General features: G+C 74.6%; 18 protein-coding genes and 1 riboswitch. Of the genes, 8 read left to right on the top strand and 10 right to left on the bottom strand.

Annotation, left to right across the window (positions count from 1 at the left end):
* Positions 1–110: 110 nt before the first annotated feature.
* The 5 genes from ACYVGT_RS03585 to deoC all read right to left on the bottom strand — a co-directional run bounded on the left by ACYVGT_RS03585 (position 111) and on the right by deoC (position 6,044).
* Positions 111–908 (bottom strand): purine-nucleoside phosphorylase, encoded by a 798-nt coding sequence (locus ACYVGT_RS03585; RefSeq protein WP_460854926.1) that lies wholly within the window; start codon positions 906–908, stop codon positions 111–113.
* Between the two features lie 429 nt (positions 909–1,337).
* Positions 1,338–1,883 carry an N-acetyltransferase gene (locus ACYVGT_RS03590; RefSeq protein ID WP_460854927.1) on the bottom strand — a complete coding sequence of 182 codons (546 nt, stop codon included), beginning with the start codon at positions 1,881–1,883 and terminating at the stop codon, positions 1,338–1,340.
* 585 nt (positions 1,884–2,468) lie between these two features.
* A complete protein-coding gene (locus ACYVGT_RS03595; protein ID WP_460855127.1) occupies positions 2,469–3,353 on the bottom strand; it encodes an aldehyde dehydrogenase family protein in 885 nt (294 codons plus the stop codon).
* A 187-nt stretch (positions 3,354–3,540) separates the two neighbouring features.
* On the bottom strand, positions 3,541–4,998 hold the full coding sequence (locus tag ACYVGT_RS03600) for an aldehyde dehydrogenase family protein (protein WP_460854928.1): 1,458 nt from the start codon (positions 4,996–4,998) through the stop codon (positions 3,541–3,543).
* 98 nt (positions 4,999–5,096) lie between these two features.
* Positions 5,097–6,044 (bottom strand): deoxyribose-phosphate aldolase, encoded by a 948-nt coding sequence (gene deoC / locus ACYVGT_RS03605; RefSeq protein ID WP_460854929.1) that lies wholly within the window; start codon positions 6,042–6,044, stop codon positions 5,097–5,099.
* A gap of 250 nt (positions 6,045–6,294) precedes the next feature.
* Here deoC and ACYVGT_RS03610 point away from each other — a divergent pair, with 250 nt between their 5' ends.
* The 5 genes from ACYVGT_RS03610 (at position 6,295) to ACYVGT_RS03630 (ending at position 10,515) form a co-directional block, all read left to right on the top strand.
* Positions 6,295–6,990, top strand: a complete 696-nt coding sequence (locus ACYVGT_RS03610) for a hypothetical protein (protein ID WP_460854930.1) — start codon at positions 6,295–6,297, stop codon at positions 6,988–6,990.
* A gap of 153 nt (positions 6,991–7,143) precedes the next feature.
* Positions 7,144–7,620, top strand: a complete 477-nt coding sequence (locus ACYVGT_RS03615) for a PTS sugar transporter subunit IIA (RefSeq protein WP_460854931.1) — start codon at positions 7,144–7,146, stop codon at positions 7,618–7,620.
* A 133-nt stretch (positions 7,621–7,753) separates the two neighbouring features.
* Complete coding sequence (locus ACYVGT_RS03620) at positions 7,754–8,026, top strand: PTS sugar transporter subunit IIB (RefSeq protein WP_460854932.1); 273 nt, start codon at positions 7,754–7,756, stop codon at positions 8,024–8,026.
* Between the two features lie 113 nt (positions 8,027–8,139).
* Positions 8,140–9,636 carry a PTS ascorbate transporter subunit IIC gene (locus ACYVGT_RS03625; protein ID WP_460854933.1) on the top strand — a complete coding sequence of 499 codons (1,497 nt, stop codon included), beginning with the start codon at positions 8,140–8,142 and terminating at the stop codon, positions 9,634–9,636.
* Between the two features lie 63 nt (positions 9,637–9,699).
* The gene (locus tag ACYVGT_RS03630; RefSeq protein ID WP_460854934.1) at positions 9,700–10,515 is read left to right on the top strand and encodes an enoyl-CoA hydratase-related protein; all 816 of its coding nucleotides are present in this window, start codon (positions 9,700–9,702) and stop codon (positions 10,513–10,515) included.
* Positions 10,516–10,630: 115 nt separating this feature from the next.
* Here the strand turns inward: ACYVGT_RS03630 and ACYVGT_RS03635 are convergent, their stop codons facing one another.
* Positions 10,631–11,962 carry a heparan-alpha-glucosaminide N-acetyltransferase domain-containing protein gene (locus ACYVGT_RS03635; protein WP_460854935.1) on the bottom strand — a complete coding sequence of 444 codons (1,332 nt, stop codon included), beginning with the start codon at positions 11,960–11,962 and terminating at the stop codon, positions 10,631–10,633.
* A gap of 816 nt (positions 11,963–12,778) precedes the next feature.
* A complete protein-coding gene (locus tag ACYVGT_RS03640; RefSeq protein ID WP_460854936.1) occupies positions 12,779–14,746 on the bottom strand; it encodes an acetoacetate--CoA ligase in 1,968 nt (655 codons plus the stop codon).
* A 544-nt stretch (positions 14,747–15,290) separates the two neighbouring features.
* Here ACYVGT_RS03640 and ACYVGT_RS03645 point away from each other — a divergent pair.
* Positions 15,291–16,388, top strand: coding sequence for an SGNH/GDSL hydrolase family protein (locus ACYVGT_RS03645; protein ID WP_460854937.1), 1,098 nt, complete (start codon positions 15,291–15,293; stop codon positions 16,386–16,388).
* A gap of 113 nt (positions 16,389–16,501) precedes the next feature.
* Here the strand turns inward: ACYVGT_RS03645 and rocD are convergent, their stop codons facing one another.
* Positions 16,502–17,782 (bottom strand): ornithine--oxo-acid transaminase, encoded by a 1,281-nt coding sequence (rocD, locus tag ACYVGT_RS03650; RefSeq protein WP_460854938.1) that lies wholly within the window; start codon positions 17,780–17,782, stop codon positions 16,502–16,504.
* A gap of 445 nt (positions 17,783–18,227) precedes the next feature.
* On the opposite strand from rocD, the gene ACYVGT_RS03655 reads away from it, so the two are divergent.
* Together ACYVGT_RS03655 and thiD are read left to right on the top strand one after the other, a co-directional pair.
* Entirely contained in the window at positions 18,228–19,343 is a 1,116-nt protein-coding gene (locus tag ACYVGT_RS03655; RefSeq protein ID WP_460854939.1) for a DUF368 domain-containing protein, read from the top strand.
* A 61-nt stretch (positions 19,344–19,404) separates the two neighbouring features.
* Positions 19,405–19,502, top strand: a riboswitch (TPP riboswitch).
* A complete protein-coding gene (thiD, locus tag ACYVGT_RS03660; RefSeq protein WP_460854940.1) occupies positions 19,490–20,293 on the top strand; it encodes a bifunctional hydroxymethylpyrimidine kinase/phosphomethylpyrimidine kinase in 804 nt (267 codons plus the stop codon). It overlaps the preceding riboswitch by 13 nt.
* Before the next feature lie 123 nt (positions 20,294–20,416).
* Here thiD and ACYVGT_RS03665 read toward each other — a convergent pair whose 3' ends face one another.
* Both ACYVGT_RS03665 and ACYVGT_RS03670 read right to left on the bottom strand, forming a co-directional pair.
* Positions 20,417–21,865 (bottom strand): alanine/glycine:cation symporter family protein, encoded by a 1,449-nt coding sequence (locus ACYVGT_RS03665; protein ID WP_460854941.1) that lies wholly within the window; start codon positions 21,863–21,865, stop codon positions 20,417–20,419.
* A 301-nt stretch (positions 21,866–22,166) separates the two neighbouring features.
* Positions 22,167–22,427, bottom strand: coding sequence for a DUF6457 domain-containing protein (locus ACYVGT_RS03670; RefSeq protein ID WP_460854942.1), 261 nt, complete (start codon positions 22,425–22,427; stop codon positions 22,167–22,169).
* Positions 22,428–22,460: the final 33 nt, after the last annotated feature.

Below are 22,460 nucleotides of genomic sequence, written 5' to 3' on the forward strand. Positions count from 1 at the left end.
TGCCGGAGGGGTGCGCCCGCCCCGTGCGGAGCGGGCGCCGTTCGGGCGGCTAGGGCGTGTGTGGTGGGTGGCGTTCGTCGCGCAGCAGGACAGGTGCCCACCCAGCACGCCTAGAGCTTGGCGACGACGCCGGCGAGGAGGCGGCCCAGGTCGGGGGCTGACGCGCGGCCGGCCGCGAGCACGTCGGCGTGGTCGAGCCCGCCCTCGGCGAGCCCTGCGGCGACGTTGGTGACCAGGGAGACGCCGAGCACCGACGCGCCGAGCGCGCGGGCGGCGATCGCCTCGAGGGCGGTGGACATGCCGACCAGGTCGGCGCCGAGGGCGCGCAGCATCCGGATCTCCGCGGGCGTCTCGAAGTGCGGTCCGTGCATGGCGGCGTAGACGCCCTCGGTGAGGGACTCGTCGACGCTGCGGGCCAGCGCGCGCAGCCGCGGGTCGTAGGTGGCGGTGAGGTCGACGAAGTCGGCGCCGTGCAGCGGCGAGCGGGACGTCATGTTGATGTGGTCGCTGATCAGTACCGGCGTGCCCACCGGAGTCTCGGGGCGGAGGCTGCCGGCCGCGTTGGTGAGGATGATGCTCTGCGCACCGGCCGCGACCGCAGTCCGCACTCCGTGCACGACGGCGTCGGTGCCGTGCCCCTCGTAGAGGTGCGTGCGGCCGAGGAAGACGAGCAGGTCGGCGCCGCCGGAGCGGACCGCGCGGACGGCACCGGTGTGGCCGCTCACCGACGGCGCGGGGAAGCCGGGCAGCTCGGTGACCGGGAACTCCTCGTGGACGTCGCCGAGCTCTTCGGCGGCCGGGCCCCAGCCGGAGCCCAGCACGACCGCGGCGCGGAAGCCGTCCTTTCCGGTGCGGCGGCGCAGTTCGTCGGCGGCTTCTCGGGCCAGGGCGGTGGGGTCGGTCGTCACGGATCGCCTCTCTTGAACGGGGGACGGTTCAGGTCCGCCCCTGGTGCCGGCGGCCGGTCGGCCGCGGAGCCGGGCAACTGCCCGGCACGGGAGGTCCGCGGCGCTGCCGCGCAGCCGGATGTGCCGCCGGTGCCGCGCAGTCCGCGCCGGCCGGGAACACGGTGCAGGGCGATCCTTCCCCCAAGAGGCTGCCCGCCGCAATGGTGAACCGCTGGTGCCGGGGCCTCGGGCGTGTTGGGTGGGTGGCGTTTTGCCGCGAGCGGTGTCGGCGGTGCACCCGTCGCACGGCCGACGAATGAGTCAGGCCGGGCTATTTCCTCCTCGATTGAGGAGAACGCCGCGAGGGGCGTGCCAGGGCGCCGCGCAGCAGGCGGTTGCCCACCCAGAACGCCCTCGTCTGCGGGCGGAGTCCGCCGCGCAGGAGGACCGCTACGGGAGCTCCATCCGCAGGATCTGCTGCGGTCCGGCGGGGCCGCCGAGGTAGCGGCGGCCGGTGTCGGCGAAGCCCCCGGCGGTGTAGGCGCGCAGCGCGGCGGGGTTGGCCTCGTTCACCGTGAGCAGGACTTCGCGGGCGGCGGGCGCGACCTCCCGCGCCAGGCCGGGCAGGGCGCGGCAGGCGGCGCGGGCGGCCCCCTCGCCCTGCCGGGCCACGGTGATCAGGAACGACCGCAGCAGCACGGCGCCGTCCCGGGCCAGTTCGCCGACGCCGCCGGGGACGATGCCGCCCGCCGCGGGCTGGGCCGCGTCGAGGATGCCGAAGCCGATGGTGCGGCCCTCGGCGAGCACCGCGAAGGGGTACTGGTCGGGGTCGGCGTCGGCGGCGGGGAGCGTGGCGGCCGCGGGCTGGACGAACCGGCGCTGGCCCGGCGCCAGCCGCAGTCCGCCGACCGCCGCCCGCGCCCGCTCGGCGCGCGCCCCCGGCTGGTCCAGCCGGACCAGTTCGACGCCTGCCGCGCGGGGGATGGGCGGGTTCAACGTTCCTCCTGGGCGGGTTCAACGTTCCTCCTGGGCGTGTTCGGGGCGCACCCCGGACCCTCCACCGTCCCATCCCTGCCCGCCCCGATGCCCGGCGGCACCGCTTCCGGCAGCCAAGCCCCGGCAAAACCCTGTCCGGCGGAGCGCCGCCCCTCGCAGCGGCCTGCGCCGGCGGGCCGCGGCCGGCAGGTGCGCCGGGGCGGGCGGCCCCGCCGATGCGCCACCGCAGCGGCAGCACCGGTCCGATCCCGTGCGGCGCAGCCCCGGCACCTGCACGGCCACCGCGGGACCGAAGGGGGCACCGGGCAGCGCCGGCCCCGCCGATCCGGCTCGCCACCGCTTCCGGCTCCGGCGGCGCATCCGGGCCGCCCCGGTGGGGCCCGCGGCCTTCCGGACGGCAGGATCCGCCGAACGGAGGAGCCGGCGCCCGGCCCCTCCTCCGGCGCGGGCCGGGGACCGTCCGGCCCCCGCCGTACACGCCGCCCGTGCAGTGCGGACCGCGGCCCCGCATCCGGGCCCGCGCCCCCGCCGTGCGGGCACGCACCCGCGGAGGACGGGCGGCCGGTGTGCGGACCGGGCCGCGGCTCAGATGCCGACCGGGTGCCAGACCGTCTTGATCTCCAGGAAGCGGGCGAGGCGGGACAGCCCCGGGTCGGCGGTCCAGTCCTCCGGGGCGGGGCGGACGACGCGGGTGAGGGTGTCGGCCGCGGCCTCCTCCAGATCCGCGGCGAGGGGCCCGGCGCCCGCGAGGTCGACCGCGTCGATGTCGGCGTGCGAGGCCAGCGGCGGCGCCAGGTCGGCCGTCCGTCCGGTCAGCACGTTGACCGCGCCGGCGGGCACGTCCGAGGTGGCCAGCACCTCGGCGAGTGCCACCGCCGGCAGCGGGTGCTCTTCGGCGGCGGCCACGACCGCGGTGCAGCCCGCCGCCAGCACCGGAGCCAGCACCGACACCAAGCCGAGCAGCGGGGCGTCGCGGGGGGCCAGGACCGCGACCACGCCGGCCGGCTCCGGGGTGGAGCGGTTGTCGTAGGGCCCCGACACCGGGTTGGTACCGCCGATGACCTGGGCGGCCTTGTCCGTCCAGCCGGCGTAGTAGACCCACCGGTCCACGGCGGAGTCGGTCTCCGCCTCGGCCGCCGCGCGGCCCGCGCCGGTCGCCGCGGCGACCTCGTCGGCGAACTCGGCCCGGCGGGCCTCCATCATCTCCGCGACCCGGTAGAGGATCTGCCCGCGGTTGTAGGCCGCCCTGCCCGACCAGCCCGCGAACGCCGTGCGCGCGGCGGCCACCGCGTCGCGGGCGTCCTTGCGCGAGCCGAGCGCGGCGTTGGCCAGGTGGGTACCGTCGTGGGCGCTCACGGGGTAGGACCTTCCCGATTCGGACCGCGGGAACGCCCCGCCCACATAGAGCTTCCGGGTCTTGAGCACCGGCAGCCGGCCCGGCCCCGCCGCACTGGCCAGGCGCGTCCCCAGCGCCGCAACCGCGGCGCGGGCCACCGCCGATGCCTTGCCGCTGCCCGCGGCGGTACCGCCGCTCTCGGGGGGCGCCGGTGCAGCAGGCTCCGGAGCGGCCCCGCCACCGGCGCCGCTCCCGGGAGCTGCGCTTGCGCCGGCGCCGCCGGTGTCCTTCCGGCCGCTGCTGCCGGGCGTGCTGCTGCGCTCAGGCAAGGTAGCCCTCCAGTCCGTGCCGGCCGCCCTCGCGGCCGTAGCCCGACTCCTTGTAGCCGCCGAAGGGGCTGGCCGGGTCGAAGAGGTTGAACGTGTTCGACCAGACGACGCCGGCGCGCAGGCGCTCGGCGGTCCACAGCATGCGGGAGCCCTTCTCCGTCCACACGCCCGCGGACAGCCCGTAGGGCGTGTTGTTGGCCTTGGCGACGGCCTCTTCCGGCGTGCGGAAGGTCAGCACGCTCAGCACCGGGCCGAAGACCTCCTCCCGCGCGATCCGGTGCGCCTGGGTCACCCCGGTGAACACCGTCGGCGGGAACCAGAAGCCGCGGTCGGGCAGCCGGCAGGGCGCGGTCCACGCCTCGGCGCCCTCGGCTGTGCCGGCCCCGGCCAGCGTCCGGATCCGCTCCAGCTGCTCGGCGGAGTTGATCGCGCCGATGTCGGTGTTCTTGTCCAGCGGGTCGCCCATGCGCAGCAGCGCCGCGCGCCGGCGCAGCCGCTCCAGGAAGTCCTCGGCGATCGACTCCTGCACCAGCAGCCGCGATCCCGCGCAGCACACGTGGCCCTGGTTGAAGAAGACGCCGGTCACGACCCCTTCCACGGCCTGGTCGAGGGCGGCGTCCTCGTAGACGATGTTGGCGCCCTTGCCGCCGAGTTCCAGACTGAGCCGCTTGCCGGTGCCGGCGACGGCGCGCGCAATGCCGCGGCCCACCGCTGTCGACCCGGTGAAGGCGACCTTGTCCACGTCCGGGTGCTCGACGAGGAGCCGGCCGGTCGCGCCGTCGCCGGGAACGATGTTGACGACACCGGCCGGCAGCCCCGCCTCGGCGCAGATCTCGGCGAAGACCAAGGCGCTCAGCGGAGTCGTCTCGGCCGGCTTGAGCACGACGGTGTTGCCCGTGGCCAGCGCCGGCGCGATCTTCCACGCCAGCATCAGCAGCGGGAAGTTCCACGGCACGACCTGGGCGCACACCCCCACCGGCTGAGGGTCGGGCCCGGCACCGGCGTAGGCCAGCTTGTCGGCCCAGCCCGCGTGGTAGAAGAAGTGCGCGGCGGCGAGCGGGATGTCGGTGTCGCGCGTCTCCTTGATCGGCTTGCCGTTGTCCAGCGTCTCCAGGACCGCGAGCTCGCGGGAGCGCTCCTGCAGGATGCGCGCGATGCGGAAGAGGTACTTGCCCCGCTCGGCGCCGGACAGCCGCCGCCACTCCCCCGCGAAGGCGCGCCGTGCGGCCGCGACGGCGCGGTCGACGTCCTCGGCGCCGCACTCGGCGACGTCGGCGAGCGGCTCCTCGTCGGCCGGGTTCACGGTGGTCCGGTAGGCGCCGCTCTTCGCCGGCGTGAACGCGCCGTCGATGAAGGGCTCGTAGACCGCGCGCAGGGCGGCGGCGGAGCGGGACTCCGGCGCCGGCGCGTACTCCAGCGGGGCTCCCGCTGCGGGCGACTGCCCGTCCACGGCGTCCCCCTTCCTCTGAACAGGGCCTGCGATCGGCCGGTGGTCTCAGTCGTGTGCGGCGGGTTCGGTGGGCGCGGTGCGCCCGGGCTCGGGCCGGCTCAGTCGAGGGAGAACCGGTCCGGCCCGGAGTAGACGCCGGTGCGCTGCCGGGTGCGCTGCATGAGCAGGTCGTTGAGCAGGCTGGAGGCGCCGATGCGGAAGTACGCCGGGTCGAGCCAGGCGGGTCCGGCGACCTCCTGGACGAGCACCAGGTTGCGGATGGCCTCCTTGGCGGTGCGGATCCCGCCGGCCGGCTTGACCCCCACGCGGCGCCCGGTGGCGGCGTACAGGTCGCGCACGGCCTCCAGCATGACGAGGACGGCCACCGGGGTGGCCGCGGGCGCGACCTTTCCGGTGGAGGTCTTGATGAAGTCGGCGCCGGCCCGCATCGCCAGCCAGGACGCGCGCCGCACGTTGTCCAGCGTGGCGAGCTCGCCGGTCTCCAAGATCACCTTGAGGTGGGCGCCGCCTGCGGCGCACTCCGCCTTCACCGCGCGGATCTCCTCGTCGACCTTGAGGTAGTCGCCGGCGAGGAAGGCGCCGCGGTCGATGACCATGTCGACCTCGGCCGCGCCGTCGGCGATCGCGCGGCGGGTGTCGGCAAGCTTGGCCTCCAGCGGCGCACGCCCGGACGGGAACGCGGTGGCCACCGACGCGACCGCCACCCCGCTGCCGCCGAGCGCCGCGACGGCGTCGGCGACCAGGTCGGAGTAGACGCAGACGGCCGCGACGGGCGGCGCGGACGGGTCGTCGGCGTCGGGCCGGCGGGCCTTGGCGGCCAGCGCCCGCACCTTGCCGGGGGTGTCGGCGCCCTCCAGCGTCGTGAGGTCGATCATCCGGATCGCCAGGTCGAGCGCCGCGGCCTTCGCCGTCGTCTTGATCGAGCGGGTGGCCAGGTCAGCGGCGCGGCGGGCCGCACCGACCGCGTCCACCCCGGGCAGGCCGTGCAGCTCCTCGCGGAGCGACCGCGCCGTCGCCGTCCCGCCGTCCTCACGCACCTCGGTCACACGGTCACCTCAACCGGTTGGAGTCTGGACCACATTTGGGGTGTAGGTCACAATCGCCCGCGCCACCCTACCGGGCCGCGCCCGCTGGAGATCATTCCCCGGATTGCGGCTCCCGCACGCCCCGCACCCCCGCAGGCACGGGCCCGCCCGGGCGCCCGTGCCGCCGGCGGCGACTCCCCCGGCGGCCGCCGTAGAGTGGAGCGGACCAGTGGCGGCCGGGCCGGCCGCGGCACCGGAGGAGGGGGACGCCATGGCGGAGATCCGGATCGCCTCATCCGACGGGGTCGACCTGCGGCGGCTGGCGTGGTCGCTGGCCGAGGCGCAGGGCTGGCCGCGGGACCGGATCGGCATCTGGGAGAACCGGCGCGAGGGCTACGTGACGATCACCCTCGAGGACGGCCTGCTCGCCCCGCCCAGCGAGCCCGATCCGCTGACGCTGCCCATGCACACCGGCCGGGACGTGCACCGCGCCTGCGAGCTGATCCGCACCCGCGACTCCTCGCTGCGCGGCGTCGACTTCGCCGAACTGCGCTCCGAGGCCGCCCGGTTCTTCTCAGCCGGCTGGTCGGTCGCCGACCTGCTGCACGCGCTCAGCCACCGGCCCGACTCGGTGCCGTGGCCGCGCGGCGAGGGCTACGAGGGCATCGACTGGCTCCGCCACCGGCTGCGCGCCTGGCGCACGCCGTCCGGCGACATCCGGCCGTCGGTGTCGCAGGAGTCGGTGCAGATGCGGGTGGTGAGCCGCGCCGGTCTGCCGGACGGCATCGGCCTGCCCCCGGAGCCGGAGGAGGGCGCGGCTGCGCCGCGCGGCGCTGCGGCGCCCGCGGAGGTCCGGGCCGCGGCCGACGACGCCCGCCGCTACATCCGCGCCGCGGCGCGCACGACCGGCGACGGCCTCGCCCACCAGGAGCGCACCGCCGACCGGATCCCCCGGTCGGAGGGGTAGCGGCGGCCGCACTGTCGGCCATGCGGGGGCAAAGCACCGGCTAAGGGCCCGAAACCACCCCCCGGAATCCGTTGCAATCCGGCAGTCCCGGCATACCGTGTTCATGCGGCCCGCCCGTCGGGCCGCGCACGCGTTCCGATGGCGGGAGGACCCATGGCCGAAACGTCCCTGTCCCAGCTGCTGCCGGTGGAGGCCATCGTCACCGGTATCGATGCCGAGGACTGGCGGGCGGCGGTCCGGGCGTCCGGCGAGCTGCTCGTCGCCGACGGCGCCGCCACGGACGCCTACATCGGCCAGATGCTCGGCGCCATCGAGGAGTACGGGCCCTACATCGTGATCGCGCCGGGCCTGGCGCTGGCGCACGGGCGCCCGTCGGCCGCGGTGCTGCGCACCGGCATGTCGTGGGCGGGCCTGGCCCGGCCGGTGCTGTTCGGGCACCCGCAGAACGACCCGGTGGAGCTCGTCATCGGGCTCGCCGCCGTCGACCACGACGGCCACTCCGGCGCGCTCTCCCGGCTCGCCCGGATGCTGGGCGACCAGGACCGGCTGCGGGCGCTGAAGGAGTCCCGCGACCCGGCGCAGATCCACCGCCTCATCGAGGGCTACGAGAAGGCCGAGGCCGGCGCCTGACCACCGCGGGAGCGGCCTCCCGCGGTGCGGCACCGCTGCCGCACCGCCGCCGGCGGCCGATCCGCGGCACCGCCGCCCACCCCACCGCGGTGCCGGCCCGGCACCCACCTGACGGACCTGGAAGGGGCGTCGTATGAAGATCCTCGCCGTGTGCGGAATGGGCATCGGCACCAGCGTGCTGCTCAAGTCCAACGCCGAGCGGGCAGCGCAGGACCTCGGCATCGACGCCGATGTGGAGGTCGCCGACATCGGCACCGCCCGCGGCGCCGCGGCAACCGCGGACCTGGTGCTCACCTCGGCCGAGCTCGCCGACGAGCTGGGCCCGGTCGGCGCGCAGGTCGCCATCATCACCAACTTCGTCGACGCCGAAGAGGTCAAGCGGGCGCTGGCCGACGCCACCGCCTGACCGGCGGCCGGTCCGCCCGCAGGGTGCGCCCCTCGTCGCACCACTGCCGCCCGCCGCCGGGCGCGGCGGCTCCCCCACCCGTGTGACATCCGACCGGACACGAGGAGCGGCCCATGGACGCGCTGTTCGCGATCGCCCAGTTCATCGTCAACGAGATCCTGAGCGTGCCGGCCTACATGGTCGGCCTCATCACCGCGGTCGGGCTGATCGCGCTGCGCCGCTCGGTGGGCCAGATCGTCGGCGGCGGTCTCAAGGCCGTCCTCGGCTTCCTGCTGATCGGCGCCGGTGCCGGGCTGGTCACCGCGGCGCTCGATCCGCTGGGCGCCATGATCCAGGGCGCCGCGGGCGCGCAGGGCGTGGTGCCCACCAACGAGGCGATCGTCGCCATCGCCCAGGAGGAGTTCGGCGCGCAGGTGGCCTGGACCATGATCGCGGGCTTCGCGCTGAGCCTGGTGCTGGCGCGGTTCACGCCGCTGCGGTACGTGTTCCTCACCGGCCACCACACGCTGTTCATGGCGACGCTGCTGACCATGGTCCTGGCCACCACTGCGCTCAACACGGTGCTGGCGGTCGCCCTCGGTGCGGTGCTGCTCGCGGTGCTCATGGTGGCGCTGCCGGCGCTGGCCCAGCCGTGGACCCGGGCGGTGGGCGGTGACGGCAAGATCGCGATCGGCCATTTCGGCACCCTCGGCTACATCGCCTCCGGCGCGACGGGCCAGCTGGTGGGCGGCCGCAGCCGCAGCACCGAGGACATGAAGCTGCCCGAGGGGCTGCGGTTCCTGCGCGACTCGATGGTGGCGACCGCGCTGTCGATGGTCCTCATCTACGTCGTGGTGGCCCTGCTGTTCTGGGCGCGCCAGGGCACCGGCGCGGCGCTGGACATGTTCCCGCCGGCCGAGGGCGTCGACCCGACCGTCGGCCACTTCCTGATGCAGTCGGTGATGCAGGGCCTGCAGTTCGGCATCGGGGTGGCGGTCATCCTCTACGGCGTCCGCACCATCCTGGGCGAGCTCGTGCCGGCCTTCCAGGGCATCGCCGAGCGGGTGGTGCCCGGTGCGGTCCCGGCGCTGGACGCCCCGATCGTGTTCCCGTTCGCGCAGAACGCCGTGCTCGTCGGCTTCCTGTCCAGCTTCGCCGGCGGCCTGGTGACGCTGGCGGTGATGGCCAGCGCGGTCAATCCGGCGTTCGGGCTGGCGCTGATCCTGCCCGGCCTGGTGCCGCACTTCTTCACCGGCGGGGCGGCCGGCGTCTACGGCAACGCGACCGGCGGGCGGCGCGGTGCGGTGTGCGGTGCGTTCGTCAACGGCGTCATCATCACCGTGCTGCCGGCGCTGCTGCTGGGCGTGCTGGGCGACTTCGGGTCCGCCAACACCACGTTCGGCGACGCCGACTTCGGCTGGTTCGGCATCCTGATCGGCTACTCGTTCGGCGCGGGCGACGTGCTCGGCGCCGTGCTGGTGCTCATCGCTGCGGCGCTGCTGTTCGGCGCGGCGGTGTGGGTGCAGCTGCGCGTGGTCGGCGGCGGCTGGGACCCGGCCGCCCGGCGCACCGCGGCGCTGCAGGAGGAAGCCGGGTCAGACGAGGAGCAGGGCGGCGGGAAGAAGGGGTAGGGAGCGCACGGCACGGCGCAGGGACACATGACGGGCGGCGCGGGGCGGCGTAGCGTCGGCGGCATGAGCCACGACCGCGTCCTCGTCGACCGCTCCGGCGCCCGCGCGCAGATCACGATGAACGTTCCGGAGCGCCGCAACGCCCTGTCCCGCGCCCACATGCTCGACCTCACCGCCGCCTTCGAAGAGGTCGGCGCCTCCGACGCGACCGGCATCGTGCTGGCGGGCGCGGGCCCGGTGTTCTCCGCCGGGCACGACTTCGCCGACGTCGCTGCCGCCGACCTGGACGGCGTCCGCGACCTGCTCACCGTCTGCACCCGGCTGATGCGTACCATCCAGAGCGTCCCGCAGGTGGTGATCGCACAGGTGCACGGGCTGGCGACCGCGGCCGGCTGCCAGCTGGTGGCCTCCTGCGACCTGGCCGTCGCCAGCTACAACGCGGGCTTCGCCGCTCCGGGCGGCAAGGGCGGCTGGTTCTGCCACACGCCGATGGTGCCGGTGGCCCGCGCCGTCAGCCGCAAGCGCGCCATGGAGATGGCGCTGACCGGGGACGTGGTGGACGCCGGGACCGCCGCCGAGTGGGGGCTGATCAACAGCGCCGTGCCAGAGGCCGACCTCGTCGATGCCACCCGCGACCTGCTGGCCCGGGCCACCCGCGGCGCGCCGCGCAGTACCGCGCTGGGCAAGCAGACGCTGTACGCGCAGTTCGACCGGCCTGAGGACGACGCCTACGCCATCGCACTGGAAGTGATGGCGGCCAGCAGCCAGACGCCGGAGGCGCGCGAGGGCATGGCGGCCTTCCTGGAGAAGCGCGCACCGCAGTGGCCGGAGCAGCCGGCGCCGGCGGGCCGGGAAGCGCCGGGGGCCGCTGAGCGCTGAGGGTGCGGCGAGCGCAGGCGCATGCGGGTACCGGGACGACGCGGCGCGGCGCGCCGGGCGTCCTGAGGGCGCGTTTTGGCGGGTGGCGTTCGGACAGTTGCCCACCCGACACGCCCTAACCGCGGCGGGCCGCGGCGGGCTCGTCCGGAACGAGGGAGGCGCCCGAGTCGGCCATCGCCCCCAGGGCGCGCTCCAGCGGCCCGCGGCCCAGCAGCAGCTTCCACAGCGTGCACAGCACCAGCGCGCTGAGCACGAAGAGCTCCCACCGGAACGGCGCGAAGTCGGTGGCGGACATGCCTTCAGCCGCGATGACCAGGATGTGGCCGACATAGACCGACAGCGCCATCGAGCCGGCCGCGCACAGCGGGTACATCGGAACGGCCAGCCGGTCCGCCAGCACCAGGCAGGCGGCCAGGGCCAGCAGCGAGGTGCCGACCGCCCCCACCGCCTCGAACGAGGTGCCGCTGTGCGGCGAGGCGGCGAGCAGCCACAGCGGCGAGTCGGTGGGCACCTGGCCGTGCAGGTCGCCCATCTCCTGCTCGACGCCGGCCCGCACCGAGGCGAGCAGCTCAGCGGGGAGCGCGGCCGAGCCGGACGCACCGCCCGGGAAGGGGGTCGTCGACAGGGCCAGCCGGTCCAGGGCGCCGAGCGGGTGGAGCAGCAGCCACGACCCGCCGTAGCCGGCCGCGGCCGCAGCGGCGCCGGTGCCGGCCAGCCAGGCGCGCACCCGCGGCGCACGGAGGTCCAGCCGGCCGACCGCCATGCCGGCGACGACGAAGGCCATGAACGTGAACGCCGGATAGTAGCCGGTCAGCAGCAGGTCGGTGATCCCGCCGATCGAGTTCTCCCGCAGCCCGTCGTCGCCGATCGCGGAGCGGAGCAGGAACGACGCCTGCGGCCCGACCACCGCGATGGCCGCGGCAGCGCCGGCCAGCGGCCCGGCGCGCAGGCCGAGCAGCGGCAGCGCCAGCAGGAAGAAGCCGCCGTAGTAGGTGAGGATGATGGCGATCGGCGCGCCGAGCAGGTCGAGGAAGGCGCCGAGAACGGCCAGCGCCAGCGCCCGGACGAGGATGCGGGCGACGGTGCGGCGCAGCGCGGTGCCGCGCCTGGGCTGGGTCCCGCCGGACATGAGGGCCAGCGACACCCCGGCGAGGAACGCGAACAGGGCGGAGGAGCGGCCGCGTGCCAGCGCGTGCAGCGTGCCGGTCCAGCCGCCGTCACCGCCGTCGGACGGCGGTGCGGTGGCCAGGGCGGCGGTGCCGCCGTCGGCCAGCTGGGCGAAGCCGAGAGCGCCTGCGCCGAGGTGGACCGCGATCATGCCGAAGACGGCGAGGGCGCGGGCGGCGTCGACTCCGCCGATGCGGCCGGCCGGCGCTGCGGGCCGGACGGCCGTGCTGCCGCCTCCCGCTGCGCCGGACGCGGGGGGTTCCGTCGGGTGCTGCGTCACGTTCGACAGCCTACGGCCCGCCGGACCCGTACGCGTTCGCCCGTTATGCCCGCCCGGCCGAACCCCTCTGGCCGGTGCACGCCCCCTGCCCCCCGGGGGCCGCCCCACGGAACCGCGGCCGAACGGGCGGTCCGGCGGGACACACCCACCCTGCACTGCCAGGGCTGCCCCCCTTGGGTCCTCCTCCGCCCGAGGGCGGGTTCGGTGGGTGGCGTTGGTCGCGAGCGGTGTCGGCGGTGCGCCCATCGCACGGCCGGCGAGGGAGTCAGGGCGGGTTTTCCCTGTCGAGGAGAGGAGAACGCAGCGAGGGGCGTGCCGGTCCCAGCCAGCACCGCCACCGCATGCACCGGCAGCAGGCAGGGCCCACCGATCGGCGAGCACCGGACCTCCTGGGCCCCGGGCGGCCAGCCGTGCCGCTCCCCCGGGGCCCAGGAGTACACCGGCTGCAGCGCTGCCGGCCCGGGTCCAGGGGCCGCGGGTGCCGAGCCGCGCCACCGGAGCCGGCCAGCGCTGCGAGCGCACCACCGGCCGAGGTGCAGAGCACCGGCTGCCGGGCCTTCTGCGGCCCAGCCCAGAGCTGCATGCCGGCACGGGCCGCCGCAACGGCTGCGGCGGAGGGACCGCGAAGCCGCCGCCGAGCTGCTCTTCCGCCCTCCTGGAGGGGGAGCCCGAGGGCGGAGGCGCCGTGCCCGCCTCGGGGCACCGGCACGTGCGGAGTGCCCGCGGGAGACGCCCCGCGCAGCGCGCACCGGCGCACGCTGCGCGGCCGGCCCGCGGCCGCCGGAGAGCGGAGCGGGCCGGCCGCGCAGTGCGCCGTCAGTTCCCGCGGGCGAGCTCAGTGAAGTAGTCGAGCGCCTCCGGGTCGGCCAGCGCGTCCCGGCTGGCGACCTTGTCGGCGGACTCGCCCATCAGGATGCGCTTGACCGGCACCTCCAGGACCTTGCCGGACAGCGTGCGCGGCACCTGCCGGATGGCGCGGACCGCGTCGGGCACGTGCCGCGGCGAGCAGTCTTCGCGGATCCTCCGGGCCAGCGCCTTGGTCAGCGCACCGTCGAGCTCGGCGCCCTCGGCGAGCACCACGAACAGCTCGATGCGCGATCCGCCGTCCTGCTGCGGCACGTCCACCACGAGCGCGTCGGCGACAGCATCCAGCGCGAGCACGGCGCGGTAGATCTCGCTGGTCCCCATCCGGATGCCGCCGCGGTTGATGGTGGAGTCGGAGCGGCCGTAGATGACCGCCGTGCCGCGCTCGGTGATCTCGATCCAGTCCCCGTGCCGCCAGATCCCCGGATAGACGGCGAAGTAGCTGTCCCGGAGCCGCTCGCCGTCCTCGTCGCCCCAGAAGAACAGCGGCATCGACGGCGCCGGCTCGGTGACCACGAGCTCGCCGACCTCGCCGGTGTGCGGCTTGCCGTCCGGGTCCCAGGAGGCGACGGCCATGCCCAGCGAGCGCGCCTGGATCTCGCCCTCGTACACCGGCAGCGTGGGCACGCCGCCGACCAGGCAGCTGCACACGTCGGTGCCGCCGCTGGTGGAGAAGAGCCACAGGTCGCCGCCGAACTCGGCGTAGCACCAGTCGAACGCCTCGGGGCTGAGCGGCGACCCGGTGGAGCCGATGGCGTGCAGCCGCGACAGGTCCCGGCCCTGCCGCGGGTGGACGCCCTGCTTCATGCAGGTGGACAGGAAGCTGGCGCTGGTACCGAAGACGGTGACGCCGGCCCGCTCGGCCAGGTCCCACAGCGCTCCCATGTCCGGGTGGCCGGGGTTGCCGTCGTAGAGCACGATCGAGGCCCGGGTCAGCAGCACGCTGACCAGGAAGTTCCACATCATCCACCCGGTGGTGGTGAACCAGAAGACGCGGTCGTCCTCCTGGGCGTCGAGGTGCAGGTGGAGGTTCTTCAGCTGCTCCAGCAGGATGCCGCCGTGGCCCTGCACGATCGCCTTGGGCAGACCGGTGGTGCCGGAGGAGTAGAGCACCCAGAGCGGGTGGCCGAAGGGCACCGGCTCGAACTCCAGCACCGCGCCGTCGCCGCCGGCCTCCAGCTCCGACCAGTCGAGCGCGCCGGGAACGGTCCCGCTGCCGAGGTAGTCGAGGACGACGGTGTGCTCCAGCCCGGGGAGCTGGTCGCGGAGTTCGGCGACGGTGCCGGTGCGGTCGAAGTCCTTGCCGCCGTAGCGGTAGCCGTCGACGGCGAGCAGCACCTTCGGCTCGATCTGGGAGAACCGGTCGACGACGCTGCGCGTACCGAAGTCGGGCGAGCAGGACGACCACACGGCGCCGATGGCGGCGCAGGCGTAGAACGCGGCGGCGGCCTCAGCGATGTTGGGCAGGTAGGCGGCGACCCGGTCGCCCTTGCCGACGCCGAGGCGGCGCAGCCCGGCAGCGATGGCGGCGGTGCGGCGCTCCAGCTCGCCCCAGGTCCACTCGCCGAGGACGCGCAGCTCCGAGGCGTGCCGGATAGCCACCGCTTCGGGGTCGCGGCCGGTGAAGACGTGCCGGGCGTAGTTCACCTGCGCGCCGGGGAACCACTGCGCGCCGGGCATGGCGCGCTCACCGAGGACGGGCGAAGGGGCCGGCCGGGACTCCACGCCGTAGTAGTCCCAGATGGCCGCCCAGAAGCCGTCGAGGTCGGTGGTCGACCAGCGCCACAGGGCCGCGTAGTCGTCCTCGGGCACGTCCACCCCGCGGTCTTCGCGCACCCACCGCGCGAACGCGGTGATGTTGGCGCGCTCCTTCCGGTCTGCTCCGGGGGTCCAGAGCACCGGGGGCGGTCCCTGCGTCATTCTTGCGCCTCCTCGCGACGGCACCGCGCGGCCGGAGCGTGCCGCACCGGCCGCCGTGATCGAGGTTATTGAACAACACCGCAGCTGTGGGGCGCATCACCGGGGTGGGCGCGGAGCGACATCGGCCCCCATACGGAGCATTCGGTCGCAAAGCAGGCGGCCGGGTGCGGACGCGGGCCCGTTCCGCGCAACCGGCGGCCGGAGCGCTCCCGCAGGCGCGGGTAGTCTTCGGGCAGACGGGCCGGAACGGGTACCGCAGCGCCCCCGCGCGCCGGATCCACTGGCCGGCATCCCCGCGGGAGGCCCGTGCCCGAGGGAGCGAGCGACGATCGGCGCGTCCCGCGGCGGACGCCGGAGGGGGGACTGTGCCCAGGGCGTTTTTGGTGGATGGCGTTCGTCGCGAGCGGCGCCCCGGTGCACCCGCCGCAAGGCCGACGAAGGAGTCAGGGCGGGTTTTCCTGTCGACTGAGGAGAACGCCGCGAGGGGCGTGCCAGGGCGACGCGCAGCAGGACAGTTGTCCACCCAACACGTCCGAGAGCCGCGATGAGCCGCCGGGCCACCGCGGCCGCTATCACCGCCGCCGCGCTCGCCGTCCTCGCCATCACCGTGCTGGCCGTTCCGGTGACCCGCGCCGGACTCGCCGACGCCTGGTGCCGCGCCACCGGCCAGGGCTGCACCCCGGCGCCGCCGGTGGGCCGTGCGCCCGGCGGCGCGCAGGACTGGCGGCTCCTCCTCGATCCGGTTGAAGCCGCCACCTGGGGCCACTACGCGGCGCTCGGCGACTCCTACTCCTCCGGCGACGGCGCGGGCGACTATCTGGACGACACCACCGGAGACGAGGGCTGCTGGCGCTCCGCGAACGCCTACCCGTCGCTGACGGCGGACTCCTTCGACTTCGCCGGAGCCTTCGCGTTCGAGGCGTGCAGCAAGCAGAAGGCCGCCGACCTCCTCGGCGAGGACGGCGCGGAGTCCCAGCTGAGCCGGATCACCGAGTACACGTCGCTGGTCACCCTCGGCGTCGGCGGCAACGACCTGGGCTTCACGCCGGTCCTGCGCACCTGCATGGTGCGGATGCCGCTGGTGTCCGGCGGCGTCTGCCAGGGCCAGGAGGACGACATCCAGAACCGGATGGACTCCTTCGACGGCGCCCTCGACGACATCCTGGCCGAGGTGCGCGGCCAGGCTCCGGACGCTCGGATCCTGCTGGTCGGCTATCCGCGGCTGTTCCCGGAGAAGCCGCCCGGCATGTACTATACGCTGACCGCCGAAGACCAGCAGTGGCTGAACACCGTCGTCGAGCGGTTCAACGGTCGGCTGCAGGACGCGGCTGCCGAGGCCGACGCGGAGCTCTCCGCGACCGGCGACACCGGCAGCGTGGAGTTCGCCGACGTCTACGACGCGCTGGACGGCCACGAAGTGAGCGTGGAGGACGGCTCCTGGCTGAACGGGGTGGTCCTGCGCGACCTGCGCGAGGGCATCCGGGTCGACCGCAGCAGCTTCCACCCCAACGCGGCGGGCCAGCTGGCGTTCAGCGCCCACCTGGAGCAGCAGATCCGCTCCGGCCCGGACCGCGACCTCTTCGCGGCCCGCGAACGGGTCGCGGGTGCCGAGCCCGACGTGCTCGCCCGCGACGTGGAGTAGCGCAGGCCCGCTGCGGAGCGCACGGGGACAGGCCGCAGCGCTGCGGCGGCCGCCCCGGTTCCGGGACAGGCCGCCGCAGCAGCGGAGCGGCTGGGCCGCGGTGCAGCGGCCGCTCAGCGGCTGCTGCGCGCCCGCAGCTCGGCGAGGACCGCGCCGACCTGGTCCAGACCCCACTCCAGGTCTTCCTCGGAGATCACCAGCGGCGGCGACAGCCGGATCGTGGAGCCGTGGGTGTCCTTGACGAGCACGCCGCGCTCGGCGAGCCGCTCGCACATCTCCCGCCCGGTGGCCAGCGCCGGATCGACGTCGATGCCCGCCCACAGGCCGATGCTGCGAGCCGACGCGACGCCGTTGCCGGCGAACTCCTTGAGGCGCGCGGCCAGGCGCTCGCCGAGGACGCGCGCGTTCTCCAGGTAGGGGCCCTCGTTCAGCATCCGCACCACGGTGGATCCCACCGCACCGGCCATCGGATTGCCGCCGAAGGTGCTGCCGTGCTGGCCGGGCTGGATCACGCCGAGCACCGACTCGTCGGCGACCATGGCCGACACCGGCACGATGCCGCCGCCGAGCGCCTTGCCGAACAGGTAGGCGTCGGGCACCACACCGAAGTGCTCGCAGGCGCGCACGGTGCCGGTGCGGCCGAGGCCGGACTGCACCTCGTCCGCGATGAACAGGACGTTCTCGCGGTCGCAGATCTCGCGGACCCGCGGCAGGTAGTCGGCGGGCGGCACGATGACGCCGGCCTCGCCCTGGACCGGCTCGATGAGCACCGCTGCGGTGGTGCCGTCGATCGCCGCGGCCAGGGCGTCGGCATCGCCGAACGGCACCGAGCGGAAGCCGGGCGTGTAGGGACCGTAGCCGCCGTAGGCGTCCGGATCGGAGGAGAAGGAGATGATCGTGGTGGTGCGGCCGTGGAAGTTCTCGCCCGCCACCACGATGGTGGCTTCGCCGTCCGGCACGCCCTTGACGTCGTAGGCCCAGCGGCGGGCCACCTTGATGGCGGTCTCCACCGCCTCGGCGCCGGTGTTCATCGGCAGCACCCGCTCCTTGCCGGCGAGGTCGCCCAGCGCCGACACGAACGGAGCGAACTGGTCGTTGTAGAACGCGCGGCTGGTGAGGGTGACCCGGTCCAGCTGCTCGTGGGCGGCGGCCAGCAGCTCGGGGTTGCGGTGGCCGAAGTTCATCGCCGAATAGCCGGCGAGCATGTCGAGGTGGCGCCGGCCCTCGACGTCGGTGACCCACGCGCCGTCGCCCTCGGCGATGACCACCGGCAGCGGTGCGTAGTTGTGGGCCGATCGCTCCTGCGCAAGCGCGATGTGCTCGGACGCTGAGACGGGGGGCCGGGAGGGGTCGCCTCCGGTGGCCCGGCTGCCCAGAACGCGGGTGTCGCTCATCCAGGTGTCCTTCCGATCAGCATTGATCGATTCCGCTGTGTGAATACCCCCGGGCCGCACCCCCGAAAGCAGCGCGGCGACCCCCAGCAGAAGAACAGACCCCCCAGAGGCCTGCAAGGGCCCCGTGGACACGGCGGCGCGCCCCCAACGCCGTCAACCAGCGGTTCCGGGGCCGCTCCGCAGTGCCCGCCTCCGCGGTCCGGCCCGGCGCGGAACGCCGCAGGTACCGGTCGCGTTAGCGTCGGAGAGGGCGCCGGCCGCGGCCCTGTCCGCGCCGCCGTGTCCGTGCACGTGCGGCTGCAGCCCGAGCACGGGCCCTGCACCGCACCTCCCAGGGGCGGCTGTGCACATTCTGCGGCGGCTGCCGCCGATCGCCACCGCCCCCTGTCCCGCGCGGCGCCCGGAGCACTGCACCGCGCATCCCCCGATCCAGCGAAGGCACACCATGGAACACGCCTCCAGCACCCCGCCCGGGCACCCGGGAGGAGCGCCCGCCGGCGCCCCCGCCCCGGCTCCCGCGGCTCCGCCCGGCGCCGCGGGCACCCGCCGCCGCACGCCGGCGCGCACCCCGATCGGCACCCACGCATTCAACGTCGTCCGCGGCGGGCTGATCGGAACGGCCGAGGTCGTTCCGGGGATCAGCGGCGGAACGGTGGCGCTGATCGTCGGGGTGTACGAATCGATCATCACCTCGGCCGGGCATGTGGTCTCCGGCATCCGGCACACCGTCACCGACGGCATCCGCGGCCGCGGCATGGGCGCGGCGGCGGCCGAGTTCCGCCGGGCCGACTGGGGCACCGTCGCAGCGGTCGCCATCGGCATGGTGGCGGCGGCGATCGTCGCCGCCCGCGTCGTGGCGCCGCTGGTGGAGGCGCACCCGGAGCACTCCTACGGCCTGTTCTTCGGCCTGGTCCTGGCCTCCCTGTGGGTGCCCTACACCGCCGCCGGCGGCCGCTGGCGGCCTTGGCACTACGCCGTGGCGCTGGCGGCGGCCGTCGCGGCGTTCTTCGCGACCGGCATGCCGCCCGCCCAGGTCGAGCCGACCCCGATCGTCGTCGCCGCGGCCGCGGCCATCGCCGTCTCCGCACTGGTCATGCCGGGCATGTCCGGGTCGTTCATCCTGCTCACGCTCGGCCTCTACACGACCACCATGGCGGCGCTCAACGAGCGCGACCTCGGCTACATCGGCACCTTCCTGCTCGGCGCGGCGATCGGCGGCGCACTCTTCGTGAAGCTCCTACAGTGGCTGCTGGAGCACCACCGGATGATCACGCTGGTGGTGATGACCGGCGTGATGGCCGGCTCGCTGCGGGCGCTGTGGCCGTGGCAGGACGCCGACCGCGGGCTCTCCGGGCCCTCCGCCGACGCCGGCACCACGGTGCTCTTCGCCGCCGGCGGCTTCTGCACCGTCGTCGTGGTGCTGCTGCTGGAGCACGCGGTCAGCAGGCGCAGCGCCCCGCACGTCCCCGACTGGGACGCCGACGGCGGCTCCGGAGCTCCCGGCTCCGCCGCCCCTGGCCGCGGCGGGGGCCGGCATACCCGCCCCGCATCCCGGCGGTGAGCCGGGGGATGGCACTGTAGGAGCGGCCCGCGCGGATGTGACCGCAGCGGGCCGCACAACCGCATACGGCGCGGGGTGCCGGTGCCAGCACCGGCTGAGATGACACCCGTAGAACCTGCACTAGCTCGCACTAGCGAAGGGACGCCATGGGCTCCTTTACCGTTCTTTCCATCGCCGGCACCGATCCCAGCGGGGGCGCCGGCGGCCAGGCCGACCTGAAGACGTTCTCGGCGCTGGGCGCCTATGGCACCAGCGTCGTCACGGCGCTCGTCGCGCAGACCACGACCGGCGTCGCCGAGGTGCTGCCGGTCCCGCCAGCGTTCATCAAGCGCCAGCTGGCGGTGCTGCTCGACGACGTCCGGGTGGACGCCGTCAAGATCGGCATGCTCGGCGACGCGGACGTCATCGCCGCGGTCGCCGAGGTGCTGGACTCCTACCGCCCCCCGCACGTCGTCCTCGACCCGGTGATGGTGGCCAAGAGCGGCGACCGGCTGCTCGCGGAGGAGGCGGTGGCGGCGCTGCGCGAGGTCCTGCTGCCGCGGGCCGACCTGGTCACCCCCAACCTCCCCGAGGCGGCGGACCTGCTCGGGGAGAAGGAGGTCGGCGATCTCGCGGCGATGGAGGAGCAGGCGCGCCGGCTGCTCGCCGCGGGCGCGCGGCGGGTGCTGCTCAAGGGCGGGCACCTGGACGGCCCGGAGTCGGCCGACCTGCTCGTGGCGGACGGCGCAGCGGCGGTGCCGTTCACCGCGCCGCGGGTGGCCACCCGCAACACGCACGGCACCGGCTGCACGCTGTCTTCGGCGATCGCCGCGCTGCTGCCGCAGCGCCCGGACTATCCGGCCGCCGTCGGCGCAGCGAAGGAGTACCTCACCGGCGCGCTGCGCCGGGCCGACGAGCTCGGCATCGGCCGCGGAAACGGGCCGGTACACCACTTCCACGCGTGGTGGTGATGGTGCTGCAGGCGTGTGCAGCAGCAGCGGTGCAGCGCCGGGAGCCCTCGAACGGCTGGGCGCCGCCCGCAGTGCGGACGGCGCCCAGGGGCGGTGTGCGGCCGAGGCCGCGAACGGCAGCGGTCAGCTGCCGGTGCCGCTGACCTCGCGGTCGGGGTGGCGCCAGTCCGGGTTCGCGAAGTACTTCTTCGTCTCCACCACGATGACGCTGCCGAGGATGACCAGGCCGATCAGGTTCGGAACGGCCATCAGCCCGTTGGCGACGTCGCTGAACGACCAGGCGAGGGTGAGCTCGGTCGTCGCGCCGACGTAGACCACCAGGACGAACAGGATCCGGAACGGGAAGACCGCCTTGCGGCCGACCAGGTAGTCCAGGCACCGCTCGCCGTAGTAGGACCAGCCCACCAGCGTGGTGAAGGCGAAGAACATCAGCGAGATGGCGACGATGTAGCCGCCGAACGGCGCCAGGCCGGGCGCGATGTCCCCGAACGCCTGGCTCATCGCGTCGTTGGTCATGATCGCGCCGTCATCGGCGTTGCCGGTCTGCCAGACGCCGCTGACGATGATCACCAGGCCGGTCATCGTGACGACGATGATCGTGTCGATGAAGGTCTGCGTCATGGAGACCATCGCCTGCCGCACCGGCTGCGCGGTCTTCGCCGCGGCAGCGGCGATGCCACCGGTGCCCAGGCCGGACTCGTTGGAGAACATCCCGCGGGCCATGCCCTGCTGCATCGCGATGATGAACGCGGCGCCGGCGAAGCCGCCGACCGGCGCGGTGCCGGTGAAGGCGTCGCTGAAGATCAGCCCGAACGCCGCCGGGATGGCGTCCACGTTCACCACGAGGACCAGCAGGGAGGCGAGCACGTAGGCGATGATCATGAACGGCACGACGCCGGCGGCGAACCGGCCGATGCTCTTGATTCCGCCGAGGATGACCGCGCCCACCAGCAGCACGAGTACCGCACCGGAGAGCCAGGTCGGCACGCCGAAGGTGGAGTCGAGCTGCCCGGCGACGGCGTTGGCCTGGGTCATGTTGCCGATGCCGAAGGAGGCGATGAACCCGAACAGGGCGAAGAGGGTGCCCAGCACCAGCCCGACCTTCGCCCCGAAGCTGCCGGGGCCGAACTTCTCAGCGAGCCCGTGCCGCAGGTAGAACATCGGGCCGCCGCTCATCTCCCCCTTGCTGTCGGGGCGGCGGTACTTCACGCCGAGGAGGGCCTCGCTGTACTTGGTGGCCATGCCGAGGACGCCGGTGACCCACATCCAGAACAGGGCGCCCGGACCGCCGACACCGATCGCCAGCGCGACACCGGCGATGTTGCCGACGCCGACGGTGGCGGCGAGTGCGGTGCTCAGCGCCTGGTAGTGCGAGATATCGCCCTTGGCACTGCCCTCTGACTCGGTCCGGCGCACCAGCGCGAGCCACAGGGCGTGGCCGAGAACGCGGAACTGCAGCCCGCGGAGCCGGATGGTCAGGTAGATGCCCACGAAGAGCAGCAAGGGGATAAGGAACCACGGGCCCCAGATGAAGCCCGAAGCACCGTCGAGAATGCTTTGTAGTTGGTCCATGTGTTCGCGGTCCTCGTTGGTTGTTCCAGGACGCGGCGCTCGGCCGGTGCCGGGGGGAGGGTTCCGGTGCCGACGCACCCCTGTGGCGCCCTTCGCGGGTTCGGACGCGCGCCGATTCAGGGTGCAGGCCAGGATTGCACCGGTTCATTACATGCGTGTCACTATTCCACCCCGGCCGCACAGCCCGGGAACGTTCGCTCCCGGCGCGCCGTTCACCGGCGCACCCGCCCGTGCCGCACGCCGCGCGCTGCGCTGCCGGCCGTCCGGCGGGCCCGAGGCGGCGCCGGGGCGGGCGCCGCGCTCACGCGCCGGCGTCTCCGCCCGATTCCTGCGGCGCGTGGGAGAGCGCCAGCCGGCTGAGCGCCGCGGCGGCCTCCGCCGGGTCGGCGCCGCGCCCCACGGCGATGCCGAGCAGGTAGGCGGTGAGTGGCGCCGCCGGCCGCGCCACCGAGTGCGCGGCGTCGCGCGCGAGGTCGAGGATGCGGTCCACATCGGCCTTGGTGGCCTCCTCGTCCAGGCCGAGTTCGGCGCTCACCTCGCGCGCCCATTCCACCAGTGTCACGGCAGCCTCCCGGTGTCGCCCGTCGCAGTTGCT

Source organism: Nocardiopsis coralliicola (assembly GCF_054779695.1).